We start from the raw sequence: 21,020 nt of genomic DNA on the forward strand, positions 1-21,020 counted from the left end.
GCCCTAGATTGCACCCAGGCCTGCAGCGTCATGCCGCAGGACATTGGTGCAACGCTTTGGAGACATATCATGATCGATTGCGGAGACAGGCCGGCCCATACCCAGCGCAAGGTGGCTGCGGCAAGCAGCACGGGGATCGAGCTCAGGCGCATCTCCCCTGCCATAGGCGTGGAGGTTTCGGGCATAGACCTGCGCCAGCCCATGAGCGAGGAGCAGACGCGCGAGCTGCGTCAGGCGCTGGTGGCGCACAAGGTGCTGGTGTTTCGCGAGCAGAACATCACGCCTGCCCAGCATGTGGCGTTTGCGCGCCGCTTCGGCGAGCTGGAGCTGCACCCGGTGTTCCCCCATCACCCAGACCATGCCGAGCTGGTGCTTCTCGGCGGCAACAGCAAGGTCCCGGGCACCGAGAACGTCTATCACACCGATGTCTCCTGGCGCGAGACCCCATCCATGGCCTCGGTGCTGCGCTGCGTGGAATGCCCCGAGGTCGGCGGCGACACGGTCTGGATCAATATGGAGCAGGCCTACGAGCAGTTGCCCGAGACGCGCAAGCAGCAGATCGCCGGCCTGTATGCCGTGCATGACATCCTGCCCTCGTTCGGCGCGCGCATGACGTCTGCGGAGCAGGCCCAGGCGCGCGGCAAATATCCGCCCGTGGTTCACCCGGTGGTGCGCACCCACCCCGAAAGCGGCCGGAAGATTCTCTACGTCAACGAAACCTTCGTCACGCATTTCGCCAATTTCAGCTCGCACTTCGACAGCTTTCGCTCGGCCAACGAAATTCATGCCCAGCAGCAGGATCTGATGAACTATCTGCTGCGCCAGCCCGCGATTCTGGAATACCAGATGCGCCTGCACTGGGAGCCCAACACCATTGCCATGTGGGACAACCGCTCCACCCAGCATTACGCGATTCAGGACTATTTCCCGGCCGTGCGCCGCATGCACCGCGCCACGGTCAAGGGCGACAAGCCGTTCTAGGCCGTGCGCCGGCCAAACTGGGTCGTGCAGGTGGTTTAACGCTGCGTTAAACCACCTGCGGCAGTCTTGTCTTGTAGAGTTCAAAGCGGCAAGCATCTGCTTTGAACCTCCCAACCAGCGAGACAGAACATGCAGCAACAAGACTTTGATTACGACTTCCTGGTCATAGGTGGCGGCTCGGGGGGCGTGCGCGCCAGCCGCGTGGCTGCCGGCCTGGGGGCCCGTGTGGCCGTGGTGGAAGCCGCCCAGCTGGGCGGTACCTGCGTCAACGTGGGCTGCATCCCCAAGAAGCTGCTCAGCCATGCAGCGCATTTCAGCCAGCTGGCCGAGGAGGCTCGGGGCTTTGGCTGGCAGCTGGAGCAGCCGCGCTTCGACTGGCCTGTGCTGATTGCCAACAAGGACCGCGAAATCGAGCGTCTGAACGGCGTCTACGGCCGCATGCTGGCCGGCGCAGGGGTTGCCGTCATCCACGGCCGTGCGGAGCTCTCAGGGCCGCATAGCGTGCAGGTGAACGGGCAGACCCTGCACGCCCGCCATATCCTGATCGCGACGGGTGGCACGCCCAGCCTGCCCGATATCCCGGGCATCGAGCATGCCATTACCTCCAACGAGGCTTTCCATCTGCCGCAGCTGCCCAGGCGCGTGGTGGTCGTGGGCGGTGGCTATATCGCCGTGGAGTTCGCCTCCATCTTCAACGGCCTGGGCGCCGAGACCACCCTGCTGCACCGCCGCCAGCAGCTGCTGCGCGGCTTTGATGCCGACCTCGGTCTTCACCTGGGCCAGGAGATGGCCCAGCTGGGCGTGAACTTCCGTTGGGAGGATGAGATTCAGGCCATAGACAAGCAGGCGGACGGCCTGCACCTGCAGCTCAGGAGTGGCGAGCAACTGGTGGTGGACTGCGTGATGTACGCCACGGGTCGCGTGCCCCTGATCGAAGGACTGGGTCTGGAGGCGGCGGGGGTCAAGGTCAGCGACCAGGGCGCCATCGAGGTGGACCCGCATTTCTGCAGCAATGTGCCATCCATCCATGCCGTGGGCGACGTGGTCGATCGCATGGCCCTGACGCCCGTGGCGCTGGCCGAGGGCTCGGTGGTCGCCCATCGTCTGTTCGGTGAGGGCGACAAGAGCGCCCCCGACTACGAACTGGTGCCGACGGCGGTGTTCTCCCATCCGCAGGTGGGCACGGTGGGACTGTCCGAGGAGGCGGCGCGCGTGCGCTTTGGCGCGGTGCAGGTCTTCCAGTCCAGCTTCAGGCCGCTGACCAACCGCATGGGGGCCGAGCCCGAGAACGTCTTCCTCAAGCTCATCGTCTCCAAGGCCGACCAGCGCGTGCGCGGCGTGCATATGGTGGGCGAGGGCGCGGGCGAGTTGATGCAGGGCTTTGCCGTGGCGCTGCAATGCGGCGCGACCAAGCAGCAGTTCGATGCAACCATAGGCATACACCCGACCGTTGCCGAGGAGCTGGTGACCATGCGGGAGCCGGTGCGGGAATGAGGCACGACCCCCGCGTTTTCGCGCTGCGCGAGGCGCCGGGTGGAAGCACCATGAAAAATGGGCCTCAGAGGCCCATTTTTTGAATAGATGAGTTGGTGTCAGCCGCGTGTGGCGTCCGGCAGCTCGATCTTGACTTCCAGAACCTCAAGGTTTTCCTGGCGCTCCAGCTGTACCTTGATGTCATTGGGGTTGATGTCCACATACTTGGAAATCACGGCCATCAGCTCTTTTTGCAGGGCCGGCAGATAGTCGGGCTTGCCGCTTTCGCCGCCCACGCGTTCACGGGCGAGAATGATCTGCAGACGCTCCTTGGCGACCGAGGCGGATTTTTTCTTCTCTCCGAGCAGAAACGACAACATGGACATATGGCTTACCTCCCGCCAAACATGCGTTTGAAGAAGCCGGGCTTGACGGCTTCGGTAAAGCGCATGGGTTTTTCTTCGCCCAGGAAGCGTGCCACCACGTCCTGATAGGCCTCGGCCACGTCGGTGCCTTGCATGTGCACGGCCGGAATGCCCTGGTTGGAAGCCTGGAGCACGGTTTCGGATTCGGGAATCACGCCGATCAGCTCGATGCGCAGAATGTCCTGGATGTCCTCCAGCGACAGCATCTGGCCGTCTTCCACGCGGTTGGGGTTGTAGCGCGTGATCAGCAGATGTTCCTTGATGCTCTCGCCCTTGACGGCACGTTCGGTCTTGGAGCTGAGCATGCCCAGAATGCGGTCCGAATCGCGCACCGACGAGACTTCGGGATTGGTCACCACCAGGGCCTCGTCGGCATAGTGCATGGCCATCAGTGCGCCGCTTTCAATGCCGGCGGGCGAGTCGCAGATGATGAACTCGAAGTCCATGGCGGACAGATCGTCCAGCACCTTCTTCACGCCTTCCTGCGTCAGGGCTTCCTTGTCGCGGGTCTGCGAAGCGGCCAGCACGAACAGGTTTTCGCACTGCTTGTCCTTGATCAGGGCCTGGTTCAGATTGGCTTCGCCCTGGATGACATTGATGAGGTCATAGACCACGCGGCGTTCGCAGCCCATGATCAGATCGAGATTGCGCAGACCCACATCGAAGTCAATCACTGCGGTCTTGTGGCCGCGCAGAGCGAGGCCGGATGCGAAGCTGGCGCTGGTGGTGGTCTTGCCGACACCGCCTTTGCCGGAGGTCACGACGACGATTTTGGCCATGTTTGCACGATTCCTTTAAGACAAATGGGGCAGGTTGATAGGGTGTCCGGTGTGTCTCATACCGGCTCGATAATGATTTTTTCTCCTTCAAGACGCACCTTGGCAGCTTTGCCGGCGACTTCTTTGGGGAGATCGGTTTCAATTGTGCGGTAGATACCTGCAATGGAAAGCAGTTGCGCCTCCATGCAAGTGCTAAAAATTCTGGCGCTGGTATTGCCGCTGGCCCCGGCCACGGCGCGGCCGCGCAGCGGCGCATAGACATGGACGTTGCCGTCGGCAATCACCTCGGCACCATAGCTGACCATGTCCAGAACCACAATGTCGGTGCCCTTGGCATAGACGCGCTGGCCCGAGCGCAGCGGCCGGTCCACGATGAGGGCATCGGCCAGAGGTGCGGGCACCTCGACCTCCACCTCGCGAATGATCTCGTGGATTTCCGGCTCGGCGCGACGCGCCGGCATGGCATCGGGAGCTGCGCTCAGCCCCAGCGCCTTGGCCGCCTCCATCTGGGCCTCGCTGCCGCTGCGCACGGCAACCGGCACGGTGCGGTGGTTGCGCAGGGCCTCGAGCAGGGCCGGGAAGTCGATCTCCTGCTCGGCTTCACACACCTGGCTGAGGTCGATGAGCACGGGGTCGTTGTCGAAGAAGTCGGGGTCGTCGGCCAGACGACGTGCCAGATCCTGGGCCAGTGCCTGCATGTCGGTGCTGCGAAGCACCACGGAAAGCACCGGCAGTTGCGCGCTCTTGAGGTCAAAGCTGGGGCGCTCGGCGCCGGTCGGTTCAACAGACATGGATGGGATCAGCGCACATCAGGTGCTCTATGAGGACGACAAAGTGTACCTGTCAACCGGCAAAAGATAAGGTCACCGAGTGTTTGCACTGCAACACTTGATGCACCTCAGAGGCCCTATCTGCACAGGTCTGGATGAAAATACAGTCATGTCTCCAGAGCTTTCGATCCAGGGCGCCTGTGCCCGCATCACCTTGCGCCGCCCCGAAGTTGCCAACAAACTGCTGCCCGAAGACCTGAGCGTGCTGCGTCGCCAGATCGATGAGGTCAATGCCAACCCGGCCGTGCTGGTGCTGACGCTGCAGGCGGTGGGCAAGCATTTCTGCAGCGGCTACGACATCGCCGAGATTGCCAACAGCCAGAACGAGGGCAGCTCCTTCGGCGAAATGGTGGATGCCGTGGAAAACTGCCGCGCCGTGACGATTGCCGCGATCCAGGGCGGGGTGTTTGGCGGCGCCACCGATATGGCGCTGGCCTGCGATTTCCGCGTCGGCGGTGCCAACAGCCAGATGTTCATGCCCGCCGCGCGGCTGGGCCTGCATTTCTACGGCTCGGGCCTGGAGCGCTATGTAACCCGGCTGGGCCTGGATACGGCCAAGCGCCTGTTTCTGACCTGCGAGAAGCTGCAGGCCCAGGCGATGAAGGACTGCGGCTTTCTGACCGATCTGGCGGACGGCGCAGATATCGGCGAGCGCGTGGCGCAGCTGCAGGCCACGCTGTCCGGCATGGCGCCGCTAGCCTTGCTGGGCATGAAGAAGCACCTCAACGCCATTGCCCGCGGCGTGCATGACAAGGCCGGCATCGATGCTGCCGTGCAGGCCACCATCGAATCGGCCGATCTGAAGGAAGGCGGCGCGGCCTGGCGCGAGAAGCGCCAGCCTTTGTTTACCGGGCGTTAGGCCACTGTCTCTGCCTTGGCCAGGTATTCCCTGGCAAAGCCCTCGTACCAGTCCAGGCAGCCGGGGTTGGCCATGGCGTCCTTGTTGACCACCTTGGCCAGGGGCTGGCCCAGCAGCAGCTTCTTGATGGGCAGCTCCTGCTTCTTGCCGCTGAGCGTGCGCGGGATCTCGGCCACGGCAAAGATATCGTCGGGCACAAAGCGGGGCGACAGCGCCGAGCGGATGGCCTTGTTGATGCGCTCGCGCAGGGCCGCATCCAGCTCCACGCCGGGTCGCAGGGCGACAAACAGCGGCATGTAGCTGTCCTTGCCCAGATATTCCAGGTCCACCACCATGCTGTCCAGCACCTCGGGCAGGGCCTCGACGGCGCTGTAGATCTCGCTGGTGCCCATGCGCAGGCCGTGGCGGTTGATGGTGGCGTCGCTGCGGCCGTAGATGATGCAGCCGCCCTCGCCGAGCAGCTTGATCCAGTCGCCATGACGCCAGACCGGCCCCATCTCTGCCGGGCCGTCACCGCCGCCGGGTTGGCGGCCATGACCGGCCGGATACATGTCGAAATAGCTGGACAGATAACGTTTCCCGAATGGATCGCCCCCACGCTCCCCCACTGGGTGTGGGTCGCTGCCCCTAAGCCGGGCGCCCCCCGAGGGGGCCTTCGCACCTTGAGGCGACTCGGCGGTGCTCACGTCCCCCCATAGAAACAGCGGCATGGATGGAATGGGCTGGGTGCAGACCAGCTCGCCGACCTCGTCCATCACGGGCTGGCCCTCTTCGTTCCAGGCCTCGACGGCCGCGCCCAGCTGGCGGCATTGCATGACGCCGGGCACCAGCGGCAGATCGCGGTTGCCACCGATGAAGGCCCCCGCGAAGTCGGTGCCGCCCGACAGGTTGTTCCACCAGATGTCGCCCCCACGCTCCCCCAAGGGGGCCGACGGCCCGGCGCCGCTCATCTGCCGGATCTTGCGGAACTGATCCGTGCCCCACTGCTGCACCTCGGCAGACAGCGGCGAGCCCGTGCTGCCCAGCCCGCGTATGCGTGACAGATCGCCGCAGGCCGACAGATCGACACTGGCCTTCATGCAGTTGGCGTAGAAGGCCGCCCCTGAGCCAAAGCTGGTCACGCCGGTCTCGGCCGCGAAGCGCCACAGCGTGCCCCAGTCGGGCTTGTCCTTGCTGCCGCCGGGGCTGCCGTCAAAGATCACGCAGGTTGTGCCCCCCAGCAGGCCCGAGACCTGGGCATTCCACATCACCCAGCCCGTGGAGCTGTACCAGTGGTAGCGCTCGCCCCAGCTGTTGGGCTCGTAGCTGCAGCCGATGTCGTTGTGCAGACCCTTGAGCTGCAGGGCCACCAGCACCATGCCGCCATGACCGTGGACTATGGGCTTGGGCAGGCCCGTAGTGCCGCTGGAGTAGACGATCCACAGCGGATGGTCGAACGCCAGCCATTCGGGCTCAAAGGCAGCGGTATCAGCATCATTTCTCGCGGTAACGCTTGTGTAGTCTGCGGTGTCAGCTATCTTTATCGAGGTATTCAGATTGGGCACCAGCACCACGTGCTGCACGCTGGGCAGGCCCTGGCGCAGCTCCTGCAGGACCTCGCGGCGGTCTATGTCCTTGCCTGCGTAATGCACGCCGTCCACGGCGATCAGCGCCTTGGGCGCTATCTGCTTGAAGCGGTCGAGCACGGCATGAGTGCCCATGTCGGGTGCGCAGATGCTCCAGATGGCGCCCAGGCTGGCACAGGCCAGAAAGGCGACCATGGCCTCGGGAATATTGGGCAGATAGGCCGCGACGCGGTCGCCCTTGGCGACGCCCTGGGCGCGCAGATGCAGGGCCAGGGACGCCACCTGATGCTGCAGCTCGGGCCAGCTCAGCTCGCGCTGCAGGCCCTGCTCGTTGCGGCTGATGACGGCCGGCATGCCGGCGGCATGGGCCGGCTGGACATGGCGCAACACCTGCTGCACATAGTTCACCTGCGCGCCAGGGAACCACTGCGCACCGGGCATGGTGTTGCTGGCCAGCACCGCGCTGTGTGCTGTGGGCGACTGCAGATCGAAGTAATCCCAGATGCTTTGCCAGAAGGCATCGAGATCGCTGGTCGACCAGCGCCACAGCGCGTCATAGTCGGCGAAGCTCAGGCCGCGCGTCTCACGCAGCCAGTTCTGGTACAGCCGGATCTGGGGAATATAGGGGGCGGTGTTGGGGGAGGCACAGGACATGGCCTCAGCCTAGCGCTGCAGTCCGTGCAAGTCATTGGTGGTGGCCCCCGCAGATGTCACCTGTGCAGCACGGATGCGCGGTCAAACCGACACGACTTGCGCAAATCAGGTTTGGGCAAGAACTTTGCATCAGGGTTGCGGCCTTGGTGCATCCTTGTTTGCGTAAGTCCTCACCGATAATCGGGGCCTGTCTACACCGTCAACGGCGCATGCCGGCGACCCGCACCCCATGTCCGCTTTGCCCACCCGCGTGCTGGCCGTCATTCCGCCGATGACGCAGCTCAACACTCCCTACCCCTCCACGGCCTATCTGACCGGCTTTCTGCGCTCGCGCGGCATCACCGCCATGCAGGAAGACCTGGCCCTGGCCCTGGTGCTGCAGCTGCTCTCGCCAGATGGCCTGCGCGCCGTGGCCGAGCGCATCCGGAGCCTGCCTGCCAGGCAGCACACGCCTGCCGTGCAGTCCTTTGTCGCACAGCAGGAGCGCTATCTGGCCACGATTGCGCCCACGATTGCGTTTTTGCAGGGGCGAGACTCCACGCTGGCCCACCGCATCGTGGGGCGCCACTTTCTGCCCGAAGGCCCGCGCTTTGCCACGCTCGATGTGTATGAGGACGAGGAAGGCGGCGATCCGCTGGGCTGGGCTTTCGGGGCCCTGGGACTGCACGACAAGGCCAAGCATCTGGCCACGCTTTACCTCAACGATCTGGCCGATGTGCTGCGCGATGCCGTGGACGAGCGCTTCGAGTTCGTGCGCTATGCCGAGTCGCTGGCCGGCAGCCAGCCCACTTTCGATCCGCTGGCCAATGCCCTTGCGGCAGAGCCCAATCTGGTGGACGAGGTGCTGGAGCGCCTGACGCTGGAGGCCGTGGAGCGTCACCAGCCCACGGTGGTTCTGCTGTCCGTGCCCTTTCCGGGCTCGGCCTATGCGGCGTTCCGCATTGCCCAGACCATCAAGCGGCGCTTCCCGCAGATTGCCACCGTGCTGGGCGGCGGCTTTGTCAACACCGAGCTGCGCGAGCTGGCAGAGCCGCGCGTGTTCGACTACTTCGACTTCGTGACGCTGGATGCGGGCGAACGCCCGCTGCTGGCGCTGCTCGAGCATCTGCGCGGCGAGCGCGGCAGATCGCGCCTGGTGCGCACCTTTGTGCGCGGCGACGACGGCAAGGTGCAGTACGTGAACATGATGGAGTCCGACATCGCGTTTGCCGAGGTCGGCACGCCCACCTGGGACGGCCTGCCGCTGGACCGATACCTGTCGCTGCTGGACATGCTCAACCCCATGCACCGTCTGTGGAGCGACGGGCGCTGGAACAAGCTCACCGTGGCCCATGGCTGCTACTGGAAGAAGTGCAGCTTCTGCGATGTCAGCCTGGACTATATCGGGCGCTACGAGGGCGCCAGCGCCGCCGTGCTGGCCGACCGCATCGAAGCCATCGTCGCCGAGACCGGCCAGACCGGCTTTCACTTTGTCGATGAGGCCGCACCGCCCAAGGCGCTCAAGGCGCTGTCGCAGGAGCTGATTGCGCGCAACGCCGGCATCTCCTGGTGGGGCAATGTGCGCTTCGAGAAAACCTTCACACCCGAGCTGGCCGAGCTGATGGCCGACAGCGGCTGTATCGCGATTTCGGGTGGTCTGGAAGTGGCATCCGACCGGCTGCTGGCGCTGATGAAAAAAGGCGTGACCGTGGACCAGGTGGCACTCGTGACCAAGGCGTTCTCGGAGGCCGGCATTCTGGTCCATGCCTATCTGATGTACGGCTTTCCGACGCAGACCGTTCAGGACACGGTGGACGCGCTCGAGTATGTGCGCCAGCTGTTTCTCAACGGTTGCATTCAAAGCGGCTTCTTTCACCGCTTCAGCTGCACCGTGCACTCGCCCGTAGGCCTCAACCCCGAGGAATACGGCATCGAGCTGCCGCCGCTGCCCGAGGGCAACTTTGCCAAGAATGACCGCCCCTTCATCGACCCCACGGGCGTCGATCACGATGCCCTGGGCGCGGCGCTCAAGAAGGCCATCTACAACTTCATGCACGGCATCGGGCTGGAGGAGGATGTGCGCATGTGGTTCCCGTTCAAGGTGCCCAAGCCCACGGTCAAGCGCGACCGCATTGCGCGTGCGCTGCAGCAGAAGCAGTGAATTTGATAGCTGCTAGCGCTTGCTGATAAACAACTTTAGATCTGTTTATTGATTAATTCATTGACGGTATTGCGCTGCAAGCTATGTATTTGATAGTTTGCCCTTGTACAGCCGTTTTCCAGCGTGTGCGAGAGACCACAGTCCCTGGTTTACCAGTGCTTGCACGGCCCCAGCGGGCAAGCACTGCTTGCCATAATCTGCTCCGTTTTTGATATCTCCAAGGAGCGATGGGATGGGAATGTTTCAATGGACGGAGCGATCGTCCGATGTCTTGCAGGGCGGTGGCGTCATCGGCCCCGATGAGCGACTGCCCTGGACGCAGACCGGTTTGATGGGTATCCAGCACGTGATCGCCATGTTCGGCTCCACGGTGCTGGCCCCCATCCTCATGGGGTTCGATCCCAATCTGGCGGTGTTGATGAGCGGTATCGGCACGCTGATCTTCTTTCTTATCACCGGCGGCAAGGTGCCCAGCTATCTGGGCTCTTCCTTTGCCTTCATCGGCGTGGTCAACATCGCCACCGGCTATGTGGCCAGCCAGGGACCTGCCAACGCCAATATCGGCGTGGCGCTGGGCGGCATCATTGCCTGCGGCTTTGTCTACATGCTGGTCGGCCTGCTGGTGCAGATGGTGGGCACGGCCTGGATCGAACGCTTCATGCCACCCGTGGTGACGGGCGCCGTGGTGGCCATCATCGGCCTGAACCTGGCCTCGATTCCCATCAAGAACATGGCGTCCAACAACTTCGAATCCTGGATGCAGGCGCTGACCTTTGTGTCCGTGGCGCTGGTGGCCGTGTTCACGCGCGGCATGCTGCAGCGCCTGCTGATTCTGATCGGCCTGATCATTGCCAGCGTGCTCTACGCCGTCTTCACCAACGGCCTGGGCTGGGGCAAGCCCGTGGATCTGAGCGGCGTGCTCAATGCCGCCTGGTTCGGCATTCCCAGCTTCCATGCGCCGGTATTCACCAGCAACGCCATGCTGCTGATCGTGCCCGTGGTCATCATTCTGGTGGCCGAGAACCTGGGCCATATCAAGGCCGTGACGGCCATGACGGGCAAGAACCTGGACCAGTACATGGGCCGGGCCTTCATCGGTGACGGTGTGGCCACCATGGTCTCCGGCGCAGCCGGCGGCACGGGCGTTACCACCTATGCCGAAAACATCGGCGTGATGGCGGCGACCCGCATCTACTCCACGGCCGTGTTCTTTGTGGCGGCCCTGCTGGCCGTGCTGCTGGGCTTTTCGCCCAAGTTCGGTGCACTGATCCAGGCCATTCCCCTGCCCGTCATGGGCGGTGTCTCCATCGTGGTGTTCGGCCTGATCGCCATTGCCGGTGCCAAGATCTGGGTGGACAACAAGGTCGACTTTTCCGACACCAAGAATCTGATCGTGGCTGCCATCACCCTGATTCTGGGTACCGGAGAATTCACGCTGAGGTTCGGCGAATTCGCGCTGGGCGGCATCGGCTGCGCCACTTTCGGCGCCATCATCCTGTACGCACTGCTGGCCATGGGCGAGCGCAAATCTGAAACCAAGGTACAGGCCAGGTGAGTGCCAACATGTAATCGAGGGAACATTCCCCTGACAGCAGCGCGGGGCCTTTGCCGAGAATCCTGGTATTAATGTTCCGCGCTGGTAACATTTCTCGCTGGAGATATGCCGCCCTACCCGGGCGGTTTTTTTTAGTTGGAGCATGCAATGTCCATCGCAGATCGCGTACGTTACCCAGAATTCCTCTCGCGCGTCATGACGGCCGAAGAGGCAGCCGCCCTGATTCCCCACGGTGTCAATGTCGGCATGAGCGGCTTCACCGGAGCCGGCTACCCCAAGGCATTGCCCCAGGCCATTGCGGCCCGCGCCAAGGCCGAGCATGCCCAGGGCAAGCCCTACAAGATCAATGTCTGGACCGGCGCGTCAACCGCCGCCGAGTGCGACGGCGTGATGGCCGAAGCCCATGCCCTGGGTCAGCGTCTGCCCTTCAACACCGACCCCATCGCGCGCAAGGCCGTCAACGCGGGCGAGATCGATTTCATCGACATGCATCTGTCCCACGTGGCGCAGCATGCCTGGTTCGGCTTTCTGGGCCACATGAACGTCGCCGTGATCGAGGTGCTGGGCGTGACCGCCGACGGCCTGCTGATCCCTTCGACGGCCGTGGGCAACAACAAGACCTGGCTGGAGATTGCCGACAAGGTGATTCTGGAGGTCAACACCAAGCCGCCTGCCCGGATGGAGGGCATGCACGACATCTACTACGGCACGGCCATCCCGCCGCGCCGCATGCCCATCAACATGACGCATGCCGACGACCGTATCGGCGATGCCTACCTGAAGGTGGACCCCGCCAAGGTCGTGGCCGTGGTCGAGACCCACAAGGGCGACCGCGACAATGTGTTTGCCACACCGGACGAAAACTCTCAAAGAATAGCTGGCTACATCATCGACTTCCTGGCCCACGAGATGAAGATGGGCCGCCTGCCCAAGGAAATGCTGCCCATCCAGTCGGGCGTGGGCAATGTGGCCAATGCCGTGCTGGCCGGACTGCTGACCGGCCCGTTCGAGAACCTGCTGGGCTTTACCGAAGTGCTGCAGGACGGCATGCTGGATCTGCTGCGCGCAGGCAAGATGAGCAAGGCCTCGGCTACCTCCATCTCGTTGTCTGCGGCAGCCTGCAAGGACTTCGAGGACAACATCGACTTCTACCGCGAGCGCATCATCCTGCGTCCGCAGGAAATCTCCAACCATCCCGAACTGGTGCGCCGCCTGGGCATCATCGCCATGAACTCGATGATCGAAGCCGACATCTACGGCAACATCAACTCCACGCATGTCATGGGCACGGGCATGATGAACGGCATCGGCGGCTCGGGCGACTTTGCCCGCAACGGCTATCTGTCCTTCTTCGTCACGCCTTCGGTGGCCAAGGACGGCAAGATCAGCTGCATCGTGCCCATGTGCTCGCATGTGGACCACACCGAGCATGACACCCAGATCATCGTCACCGAGCAAGGTCTGGCCGATCTGCGCGGCCTGTCGCCCAAGCAGCGTGCGCAAGTCATCATCGACCAATGCGTCCATCCGGACTACCGCGCCCAGCTGCAGGACTATTTCGACCGCTCGCGCCAGCAGGGTGCACAGCACACGCCCCATATCCTGACCGAGGCGCTGTCCTGGCATCAGCGCTTCATGGACAAGGGCGATATGCGTAGCTGCGCTACCCCCTGAGCCGCTGCGCCTGGGCGGCCCCGCGGCTTCCCCCAAGGGGGACGACACCCTCGCTGCGGGGCGGCCCTTGCTGGGTGTCTCTGGCTTGGGGCGGGGGTGGATTGGGAGCTGCTGCCTAGTCCGCTTGGTGCTGGCGTTGGCGGCTCCAAGTCCTTAGCATCGAAGGACGCTCTGCAAGGAGCGTCCTTTTTTCATGCACCACAAGGACTGGTATGGCGATCTGGACCCGAGAGCTCGATCTGAAAGCGCTGAACGCAGGCAGCGCAAACACTGCAATTTCCCATCTGGGCATTGAGTTCACCGAATACGGCGACGACTATGTGCGCGCCCGCATCCATGTGGATGAACGCACCTGCCAGCCCTATGGCATTTTGCACGGCGGTGTCAGCGTGGTGCTGGCCGAGACGCTGGGGTCGATGGCTGCGGCCTGCAGCATTCCCGAAGGCTACCGCTGCGTGGGCCTCGGCGTGACCGCCAGCCATGTGCGCGCAGGCCGCAAAGGCAGCTGGATCACCGCCACGGCGCGGCCCACGCACCTCGGGCGCACCACGCATGTCTGGGCGGTGGAGCTGCGCGATGAGGAAGGCAAGCTGACCTGCAACTGCAGCCTGACGATGGCTATCCTGCCGCCCGAGGCAGCGAAGAATGTGCGACTGGATGCGGCTTCGTTGGGTGGGGTGCAGTAGGCTTTTGTTTGCGAGACCGCTTTGTTTTTAGGGCAGAGGCCGGGACTCGCCCCGGCAGGCGAGTTACCTTTCTTGCTCGCACAAGAAACGTAACCCAAAGAATGCGACCCGGATGTCTGCGTCCCTGCGCTTCGCTCCGGGCAAACCTGTGTCACGCAATTCAGACCGCGGTGCGGCAAAACTCGCTGTGTGCTGGCGCACTTCGCTCAAACACGTTGCCGCAAGTCAGAGCACGAAGCATTGGCACTCTTCGGTGCCAATGCCCGCAGCCTGAACTGCGTGCCGCAGGCGCAGCCAGACGGGTGAAAGCGGGATCGGACGGCCTGCGAGAGTTATGACGAAATTGGCTTCTAGCGCTTATACAGATTGCGGTAGCAGCTATCAGTTTGATAAAGAAGCTCTGCTATGACCCATTTTGACGGCGCAGGTTGCCCGTAGCGCAGCGGAGGGACTTGGGCTGCAGGGGCTGTTCTTTGCTTACTTTCTTGGGAGCGGCCTTCCGTCACCAGCAAGAAAGTAAGCCGGCGAGGCGGGCCGAGACCCGCCCTCTGCCTCATATCAAAGAGAAGAACTCTGCCATGTAAGAAAGGCGCAAAACCTTTCCCCGCTCAAACCCCCAGCAACGCCGACAACTTCTCCGGCTGCTGCAGCAGATGCGCGGACTCCGCCTGCAAGGCCAGCCGGCCTTTTTCCATCACCACGGCCTTGTCGGTATGGGCCAGCACCTTCTTGTAGTCGCGGTCCACGATCAGCGTGGAGATGCCGGTCTCGCGGATCTGGGCAATCACGCGCCAGATTTCGGCCACCACCAGCGGCGCCAGCCCCTCGGTGGCTTCGTCAAGAATCATGAGGCGCGGGTTGGTCATCAGCGCGCGGCCTATGGAGACCATCTGCTGCTCACCGCCCGAGAGCTGATCGCCGCCGTTGGACAGTCGCTCCTTGAGGCGTGGAAAGGTTTCCAGTACACGCTCGTAGGTCCAGCCCCGGCTGCCGTCCAGGCCGGCTCTGGCACTCATCAAGAGGTTTTCCTTGACGGAGAGGTTGGGAAAAACGCCGCGCCCTTCGGGGACATAGCCAATGCCGAGACGCGCCATTCTTTCGGGGGCGGAATTCGTCACCTCCTTGCCATCGGCAAACACCTGGCCCGAACGCGCCGGCACATAACCCATCAGCGTACGGATCAGCGTGGTCTTGCCCATGCCGTTGCGGCCCAGCAGGCCCACGGCCTGGCCCTGAGGCAGATCCAGCGAGATGCCGTGCAGGATATGGCTGTCGCCGTAAAAGCTGTGCACCTCCTGCAGGCTGAACATGGCATGGTTCGAAGGCCCGGAAAGTGGGCGCGTGCCTGTGCCCGAGGCAGCAAGCAAGGGCCGCCCGGCAGCGATGGTGCCGTCCCCCTCCCGCGCAGCGAGAGAGGGGGAAGCGGCAGAGCCGCTCAGGGGGTGCCTAGTTTCAAGCATGCTCTTCCTCTCCGAGATAGGCGGTGCGCACGACCGGGTCGATACGAATCTGATCGGGCGTGCCCGTGGCCACCACGCTGCCGTTGACCATGACGGTGATGCGATCGGCAATGCGGAAAACGGCATCCATATCGTGCTCCACCAGCAGCACGGCATGCGCGGACTTGAGCTCCTGCAGCAGCTCCAGCATGCGTTCTGTTTCTTCGGCGCCCATGCCTGCCAGAGGTTCGTCCAGCAGCAGCACGCGTGGCGCCGTGGCAAGGCACATGGCGACTTCCAGCTGACGCTTGGCACCATGGCTCAGGCTGCCGGCGATGCGCCCGGCATGCTGGGCAAGACCGGCGCGCTGCAGCGCGGATTGCGCCCGTTGCATGCTGGCTGCGCAATGCTGGGCCGACTCCCAGATGCGCCAGGGCCTGGGCAGCGCCTGGGCCTGGGCCGTGAGCCGGCAGTTCTCCAGCACAGTGAACTCGGGGAAGATGGTGGTGCGCTGGTAGCTGCGGCCGATGCCGGCCTTGGCGCGCAGTGGCTGCGGCATCTGCGTGACGTCCTGGCCTTCAAGTGCAATGCTGCCGCTGCTGGCTGCTATCTCGCCCGAGAGCATGTTGATGAGCGTGGACTTGCCTGCGCCGTTGGTGCCGATGACGGCATGGACCTCGCCCTGATGCAGATCCAGATCCACATTGTTCACGGCCACCAGCCCGCCAAAGCGCCGCGTCAGGCCGCGCACGGACATCTTTGGAGCATTGCCTGCATCAGCCATGATCCCCTCCTTGCTCGACAGCTTCTGGCGACTGGCCGGTCCGCGCTGCAGCCTTCTTCTGCCATTTATCGTTGATGCCGACCAGGCCCTTGGGCAGCAGCGCGACCAGCGCGATGATGGCAAGGCCCAGCGTCAGCTGCCAGTGGTCCGCGGCATTGCCCACGATGGCATGGGTGCTCAGCAGTTCCTTGAGCAGCACAAAGGTGATGGTGCCCAGCACCGCACCGCGCAGCGAACCCACGCCGCCCAGAATCAGCATCAGCAGGACCTCGCCGGAGTGGTGCCAGGCCAGCAGCTCGGGGTTGACCACGGCATCGCGTGCGGCCAGCAGAAAGCCCGCCAGCCCCGCCAGCGCACCGGCGATCACAAAGCCGGCGAGCTTGTAGCCGTAGGTGGCAAAGCCGGCAGCGCGCATGCGCTGCTCGTTGACGCGAATACCGGCCAGCGCATGGCCGAAGCGCGAGTGGCGCAGCATGGCGATGAAGGCATAGACCAGCACCAGTGCGGCCAGCACCACGAAGTACTGCGTGCTGCTACTTTCCATGTCCAGTGCTCCGATGGCCGGGCGCTGCATCAGGTGGATGCCGTCGCTGCCGCCAAAGTAGCCCACGTCGTGCACGACAAAGAAAGCCAGTTGCGCGAATGCCAGCGTGACCATGATGAAGTACACGCCCTTGGTGCGCAGACTCAGTGCACCCACCAGCAGGGCATACAGGCCCGAGACGCCGACGGCGGCGCCGAGCATGACGAGAAAGTTGCCGCCGTCCTGGCCGGCAGCCTTCACCGCCGCATAGGCACCCAGGCCGAAGTAGGCGGCATGGCCCAGGCTGACCAGCCCTGCGCCGCCCACCAGGATATGCAGGCTCAGCGCAAAGATGGACAGGATCATGATCTTGACCACCAGATCGGACAGATAGGCCGACCAGAAGGGCTGGGCGGCCGCCAGCAGCACTGCGGCGGCCAGCGGCAGCACCACCCCTACCCAGACGCTTTGGGCGCGAATGGGGCGGCTCTGGTTGGTGACTGCTGGTGCTTCTGCATAGGCCTGGTTGGATTGCGGCAGCGGCGTATAGGAGGTGTCGCTCATATCAATGATCCTTGGCACTGCTTGCAGAACTGGCGCGAACCAAGCAGGGGACACAGGGCAAGGGCCATCCCGCAGCGAAGGTGTTGTCCCGCCCGCGTAGCGAGAGCAGGGGAAGGCGCGAAGCGACTCAGGGTGAACTTCATCATCTCTTTCCCATCAGGCCTTCTGGGCGCCATACGAGGATCACGGCCATCAGCAGATAGATGCTCATGCCGCTGAGTTCCTGGAAGAACACCTTGCCGAAGGTATCCACAAAGCCCACCAGCAGCGAGGCAATCAGCGCTCCGGTAATCGATCCAATGCCGCCGATGACCACCACCACAAAGCAGATGATGAGCACGCTGGAGCCCATGTTCGGATAGACCGAACTCATGGGCGCCGCGATCATGCCGGCCAGGGCCGCCAGGGCCACGCCCACCGCGAACACGATGCGGTACAGGCGCTTGATGTTGATGCCCAGGCCACGCACCATGTCGCGGTTGCTGGCACCGGCGCGAATCATCATGCCCAGGCGCGTGCGGTTGACGGTGTAGTACATCAGCAGCGCCACCAGCAGGCAGGCGGCGGCGGCAAACACGTTGTACCAGGGGTACTGCATCATGCCCATGAGAGGAAAGCTGCCGGCCAGCCAGGCCGGCTTTTCCACGCCATGCACATCGTTGCCGACAAGGATGGCGCGCAGGCCTTCAAACACCAGGATCAGGCCATAGGTCATCAGCACCTGCTGCAGGTGATCGCGTTCGTAGAGAAAGCTGAAGAATGCCCATTCGAGAAAATAGCCCAGCACCACCGCCAGCACTACGCCGACCAGCAGCATGGTGATGAAATGCTGGCCCAGATAAGGTGCCAGCGAGAACGCCACATAGGCTCCGATCATGTAGAAGCTGCCATGGGCGAGGTTGATCACTCCCATGATGCCGAAGATCAGCGTCAGGCCGGAGGCCAGCAGAAACAGCAGCAGTCCGTACTGAATCGAGTTCAGACACTGCACCAGAAAAGTGGCGAGATCCACGGCAATCCTTGTTGAAGCGGGAGGGCTGAGGCAGCGGCAGCTACCGCCCCGCGAATCACGGATTCGCGTTGGAGACGAGGCGCTCTGCCGGGGGCCGGCACCAAAGGTGCGGCATGCGCAGAGCAGCGACGTATCCAGGGCGGTATGGCTTGCTTGCGTTACATGCGGCAGCCGCGGGCCGGGTCCGCCAGCGCCTTCACCGCCACGCTGATCTTCTTGTTTTCCTTGCCGTCGACCTTGCGCAGATAGATGTCCTGCACGGGGTTGTGGGCCTTGCTCAAGGTGAAGTCGCCGCGAGGGCTGGCAATCGTGGCTTTTTCGATGGCCGTGCGGAAGACATCCTTCTTGCCGATGTCGCCGCCGGCTGCCTTCAGGCCCACGGCCAGCATCTGCGCCGCGTCATAGCCTTGCACGGCATAGACATCGGGCTGCAGCTTGTAGTTCTTGGCGTAGTTGGTGCGGAAGGCCTGGTCGCGCGCCGTGCCCAGTTCGTCGGCATAGTGCAGCGTGGTCAGCATGCCCTGGGCGGCCTCGCCCTGGGCGTCCAGCGTGCCGTCGGTCAGAAAGCCCGGTCCGTAGAGCGGAATGGTCTTGGACAGGCCAGAGGCGTGATAGTCCTTGACGAATTTCACGGCACCTGCACCCGCAAAGAAGGAGAACACCGCATCGGGCTTGGCTGCTGCGATCTCGGTCAGCAGAGCCTGGAATTCGACGTTGGGAAACGGCAGGGTCAATTGCTTGCTGACCTTGCCGCCGCTTTTCTCGAAGCCTTCCTTGAAGCCGTTGACGGCCTCTTCACCGGCTGCGTACTTCCAGGTCAGGGTCATGGCATTTTTCTTGCCCTCCTTGGCTGCCACCACGCCCATGGGGTAGGCCGTCTGCCAGTTGGAGAAGGAGCTGCGGAAGATATTGGGAGCACACATGGGGCCGGTGACTGCATCGGCTCCCGCATTGGGAACGATGAGCACGGTGCCGCTTTCCTTGGCAGCCTTGGCCATGGCCATGGCCACGCCGGAGTGCACGGTGCCGATGATCACGTCGACCTTGTCGCGCTTGATGAGACGATTGACATTGTCCGTGGCCTTGGCGGGGTCGGATTCGTCGTCGACCTTGAAGTATTCGATCTCGCGTCCGCCCAGCTTGCCGCCCTGTTCGGCGACCTGCATGCGAAAGCCGTTCTCGATCGCCACGCCCAGCGCTGCATAGGTGCCGCTGAAAGGCAGCATGAAGCCGACCTTGATCTTCTCCTGCGCCATGGCGCTGCTGCCGCTTGCGGCGGCAGCCAGTGCGATTGCGCTCCATAGTGCCCATTGCTTGCTCATGCTTGTCTCCTGCTGGTTGATGGATGAATGCCGGCTTGTTCTCAGATCAAGGGATATGACTGGCTGTGGTGCTGGGGGTCGCACTGGTGCAAGAGCGCACTCTAACAACTTTAGGTTTAAAGCAATACCAGCGATTGCCCTAGTTGGATGACGCTGTTGCTAACGCTTTTTGCGCGCTTGCAGCAGGCCGTCAGCGTGGTTTCGTGTCCAGTTCCCGCAAGCGAAAGCGCTGGATCTTTCCGGTTGCGGTCTTGGGCAGTTCGTCCACGAATTCAATGAAGCGCGGGTATTTGTAGGCAGCCAGCCGGTTCTTCACAAAGGCCTTGAGTTCGTCCTCGCTGGCGCTCTGCCCGGGCTTGCACACCACATAGGATTTGGTCTTGGTCAGGCCCTGCTCGTCGGTCACGCCGATCACGGCCGCTTCCAGCACGGCAGGGTGCTGCTGCAGCGTGGACTCGACCTCGAATGGCGAGACATAGATGCCGCTGACCTTGAGCATGTCGTCGCTGCGGCCCGCATAGGTGTAGTAGCCCTCGGCGTCGCGCACATATTTGTCGCCGCTCTTGAGCCAGGCACCCTGGAAGGTGTCGCGCGTCTTGTCGCGGTTGGCCCAGTACATCAGGGCCGCGCTCGGGCCCTTGATGTAGAGATCGCCGATCTCGCCATCGGCCACGGGCTGTCCATCCTCGCCGCGCAGCTCCACCGCATAGCCGGGCACAGGCTTTCCGGTGCTGCCGTAGCGGATATCGTCCGGGCGGTTGGAGAGGAAGATATGCAGCATTTCGGTGGAGCCGATGCCGTCCACGATATCGGCACCGAAGTGGTTCTTGAAGCGCTGGGCAATCTCGGCCGGCAGGGCTTCGCCGGCCGACGAGCACATGCGCAGGCTGACCCGTTCGCGTGCCGGCAAGGCGGGGTGGGCCAGCATGCCCGCAAAGCCCGTAGGCGCTCCGAAAAACACGGTGGGCCGGTGCTCGGTCCAGCGCCTGAAAGTGGCTTCCGGCGTGGGGCGCTCGGCCATCAGCACCACGCTGGCTCCCACGCTCAGAGGGAAGGTCAGGGCATTGCCAAGGCCGTAGGCGAAGTAGAGCTTGGCGGCGGAAAAGCAGACATCGTTTTCATTCAGGCCCAGCACCGGTTTGCCATACAGCTCGGCCGTCCAGTAGGGGTTGGCGTGGGTATGCACCGCCCCCTTGGGCTTGCCGGTGGAGCCTGAGGAATAGAGCCAGAAGCCGGGGTCGTCGCCCATGGTCCTGGCGGCGTGGGCCAGCGGCGTTTGCTGCTGCAGCCAGGGCTGCAGCGCCTCGAAGGCCGGTGGCAGGCCTGGCGATGCATCCTCGGGTCTGGCGACCCAGATATGGTTGACCTCATGGTGCGCCTGCTCCAGGGCCTGCTGCACCACGGGAACCAGCGCGCCATTCGTCAGAATCGCCTGCGCACGGCAATGCTCGAGCATGTAGGCGTAGTCAGCTGCGGTGAGCAAGGTATTCACCGCCACCGGCACCACACCAGCGTACATGGCTCCGAGAAAGGAGATCACCCACTCGCGCATATCGTGCATGACCAGCAGCACGCGCTCCTCGCGATGGATGCCGGCCGCGAGCAGGCCATGGGCCAGGCGGCGGGCCTGCTCCTGCAACTGTGCATAGCTGAGCGTGCCCTGGTCATCGGTGTAGGCGTTCTTGTCACCGCGCCCCTGGTTGAGGTCAAACAGATGCTGGGCAAAGTTGAAGGCTTGGCTGAAGTCGGCCATGG

17 protein-coding genes are annotated in these 21,020 nt (G+C 63.4%); 7 read left to right on the forward strand and 10 right to left on the reverse strand.

All coding sequences use genetic code 11. The features are described from left to right. The first annotated feature begins 69 nt into the window (after positions 1–69). Positions 70–981, forward strand: a complete 912-nt coding sequence (locus O987_RS00370) for a TauD/TfdA dioxygenase family protein (RefSeq protein ID WP_043370411.1) — start codon at positions 70–72, stop codon at positions 979–981. A gap of 129 nt (positions 982–1,110) precedes the next feature. After that, on the forward strand, positions 1,111–2,475 hold the full coding sequence (gene gorA, locus O987_RS00375) for a glutathione-disulfide reductase (protein ID WP_003059889.1): 1,365 nt from the start codon (positions 1,111–1,113) through the stop codon (positions 2,473–2,475). A 98-nt stretch (positions 2,476–2,573) separates the two neighbouring features. On the opposite strand, the gene minE is transcribed toward gorA, so the two are convergent. From minE to minC, 3 genes are read right to left on the reverse strand one after another with little or no spacing between them, the layout of a single operon-like run. Beyond that, a complete protein-coding gene (gene minE, locus O987_RS00380; RefSeq protein WP_003059887.1) occupies positions 2,574–2,840 on the reverse strand; it encodes a cell division topological specificity factor MinE in 267 nt (88 codons plus the stop codon). A 5-nt stretch (positions 2,841–2,845) separates the two neighbouring features. Further along, positions 2,846–3,658 (reverse strand): septum site-determining protein MinD, encoded by an 813-nt coding sequence (gene minD, locus O987_RS00385; protein ID WP_003059885.1) that lies wholly within the window; start codon positions 3,656–3,658, stop codon positions 2,846–2,848. 56 nt (positions 3,659–3,714) lie between these two features. After that, the gene (minC, locus tag O987_RS00390) at positions 3,715–4,449 is read right to left on the reverse strand and encodes a septum site-determining protein MinC (protein WP_043370414.1); all 735 of its coding nucleotides are present in this window, start codon (positions 4,447–4,449) and stop codon (positions 3,715–3,717) included. A 148-nt stretch (positions 4,450–4,597) separates the two neighbouring features. Here minC and O987_RS00395 point away from each other — a divergent pair, with 148 nt between their 5' ends. Then, complete coding sequence (locus O987_RS00395) at positions 4,598–5,347, forward strand: enoyl-CoA hydratase/isomerase family protein (protein ID WP_043370415.1); 750 nt, start codon at positions 4,598–4,600, stop codon at positions 5,345–5,347. Here the strand turns inward: O987_RS00395 and O987_RS00400 are convergent. Continuing rightward, a complete protein-coding gene (locus tag O987_RS00400; protein ID WP_043370416.1) occupies positions 5,344–7,566 on the reverse strand; it encodes an acetoacetate--CoA ligase in 2,223 nt (740 codons plus the stop codon). The genes O987_RS00395 and O987_RS00400 overlap by 4 nt on opposite strands. A gap of 229 nt (positions 7,567–7,795) precedes the next feature. On the opposite strand from O987_RS00400, the gene O987_RS00405 reads away from it, so the two are divergent. The 4 genes from O987_RS00405 to O987_RS00420 all read left to right on the forward strand — a co-directional run bounded on the left by O987_RS00405 (position 7,796) and on the right by O987_RS00420 (position 13,621). Then, positions 7,796–9,706, forward strand: a complete 1,911-nt coding sequence (locus tag O987_RS00405) for a B12-binding domain-containing radical SAM protein (RefSeq protein ID WP_043370417.1) — start codon at positions 7,796–7,798, stop codon at positions 9,704–9,706. 232 nt (positions 9,707–9,938) lie between these two features. Next, a complete protein-coding gene (locus O987_RS00410; protein ID WP_003059874.1) occupies positions 9,939–11,261 on the forward strand; it encodes a solute carrier family 23 protein in 1,323 nt (440 codons plus the stop codon). A gap of 147 nt (positions 11,262–11,408) precedes the next feature. Next, positions 11,409–12,935 carry an acetyl-CoA hydrolase/transferase family protein gene (locus O987_RS00415; RefSeq protein WP_043370418.1) on the forward strand — a complete coding sequence of 509 codons (1,527 nt, stop codon included), beginning with the start codon at positions 11,409–11,411 and terminating at the stop codon, positions 12,933–12,935. A 212-nt stretch (positions 12,936–13,147) separates the two neighbouring features. After that, entirely contained in the window at positions 13,148–13,621 is a 474-nt protein-coding gene (locus O987_RS00420) for a PaaI family thioesterase (protein WP_043370419.1), read from the forward strand. A gap of 608 nt (positions 13,622–14,229) precedes the next feature. Here the strand turns inward: O987_RS00420 and O987_RS00425 are convergent. From O987_RS00425 to O987_RS00450, 6 genes are all read right to left on the reverse strand, one after another. Beyond that, on the reverse strand, positions 14,230–14,931 hold the full coding sequence (locus tag O987_RS00425) for an ABC transporter ATP-binding protein (RefSeq protein WP_043370421.1): 702 nt from the start codon (positions 14,929–14,931) through the stop codon (positions 14,230–14,232). A gap of 142 nt (positions 14,932–15,073) precedes the next feature. Further along, positions 15,074–15,844: an ABC transporter ATP-binding protein gene (locus O987_RS00430; RefSeq protein WP_003059864.1), complete on the reverse strand. Its 771-nt coding sequence runs from the start codon at positions 15,842–15,844 to the stop codon at positions 15,074–15,076. Further along, positions 15,837–16,931 carry a branched-chain amino acid ABC transporter permease gene (locus O987_RS00435; protein WP_043370422.1) on the reverse strand — a complete coding sequence of 365 codons (1,095 nt, stop codon included), beginning with the start codon at positions 16,929–16,931 and terminating at the stop codon, positions 15,837–15,839. The genes O987_RS00430 and O987_RS00435 overlap by 8 nt, the downstream gene beginning before the upstream one ends. Before the next feature lie 142 nt (positions 16,932–17,073). Next, positions 17,074–17,943: a branched-chain amino acid ABC transporter permease gene (locus O987_RS00440; protein ID WP_043370423.1), complete on the reverse strand. Its 870-nt coding sequence runs from the start codon at positions 17,941–17,943 to the stop codon at positions 17,074–17,076. A gap of 158 nt (positions 17,944–18,101) precedes the next feature. Further along, positions 18,102–19,265 carry an ABC transporter substrate-binding protein gene (locus O987_RS00445; RefSeq protein WP_003059855.1) on the reverse strand — a complete coding sequence of 388 codons (1,164 nt, stop codon included), beginning with the start codon at positions 19,263–19,265 and terminating at the stop codon, positions 18,102–18,104. Between the two features lie 190 nt (positions 19,266–19,455). Continuing rightward, entirely contained in the window at positions 19,456–21,018 is a 1,563-nt protein-coding gene (locus tag O987_RS00450; protein WP_003059853.1) for a benzoate-CoA ligase family protein, read from the reverse strand. Between the last annotated feature and the right edge of the window lie 2 nt (positions 21,019–21,020).

This window comes from Comamonas testosteroni TK102, from assembly GCF_000739375.1.
Lineage (GTDB): Bacteria > Pseudomonadota > Gammaproteobacteria > Burkholderiales > Burkholderiaceae_C > Comamonas > Comamonas brasiliensis.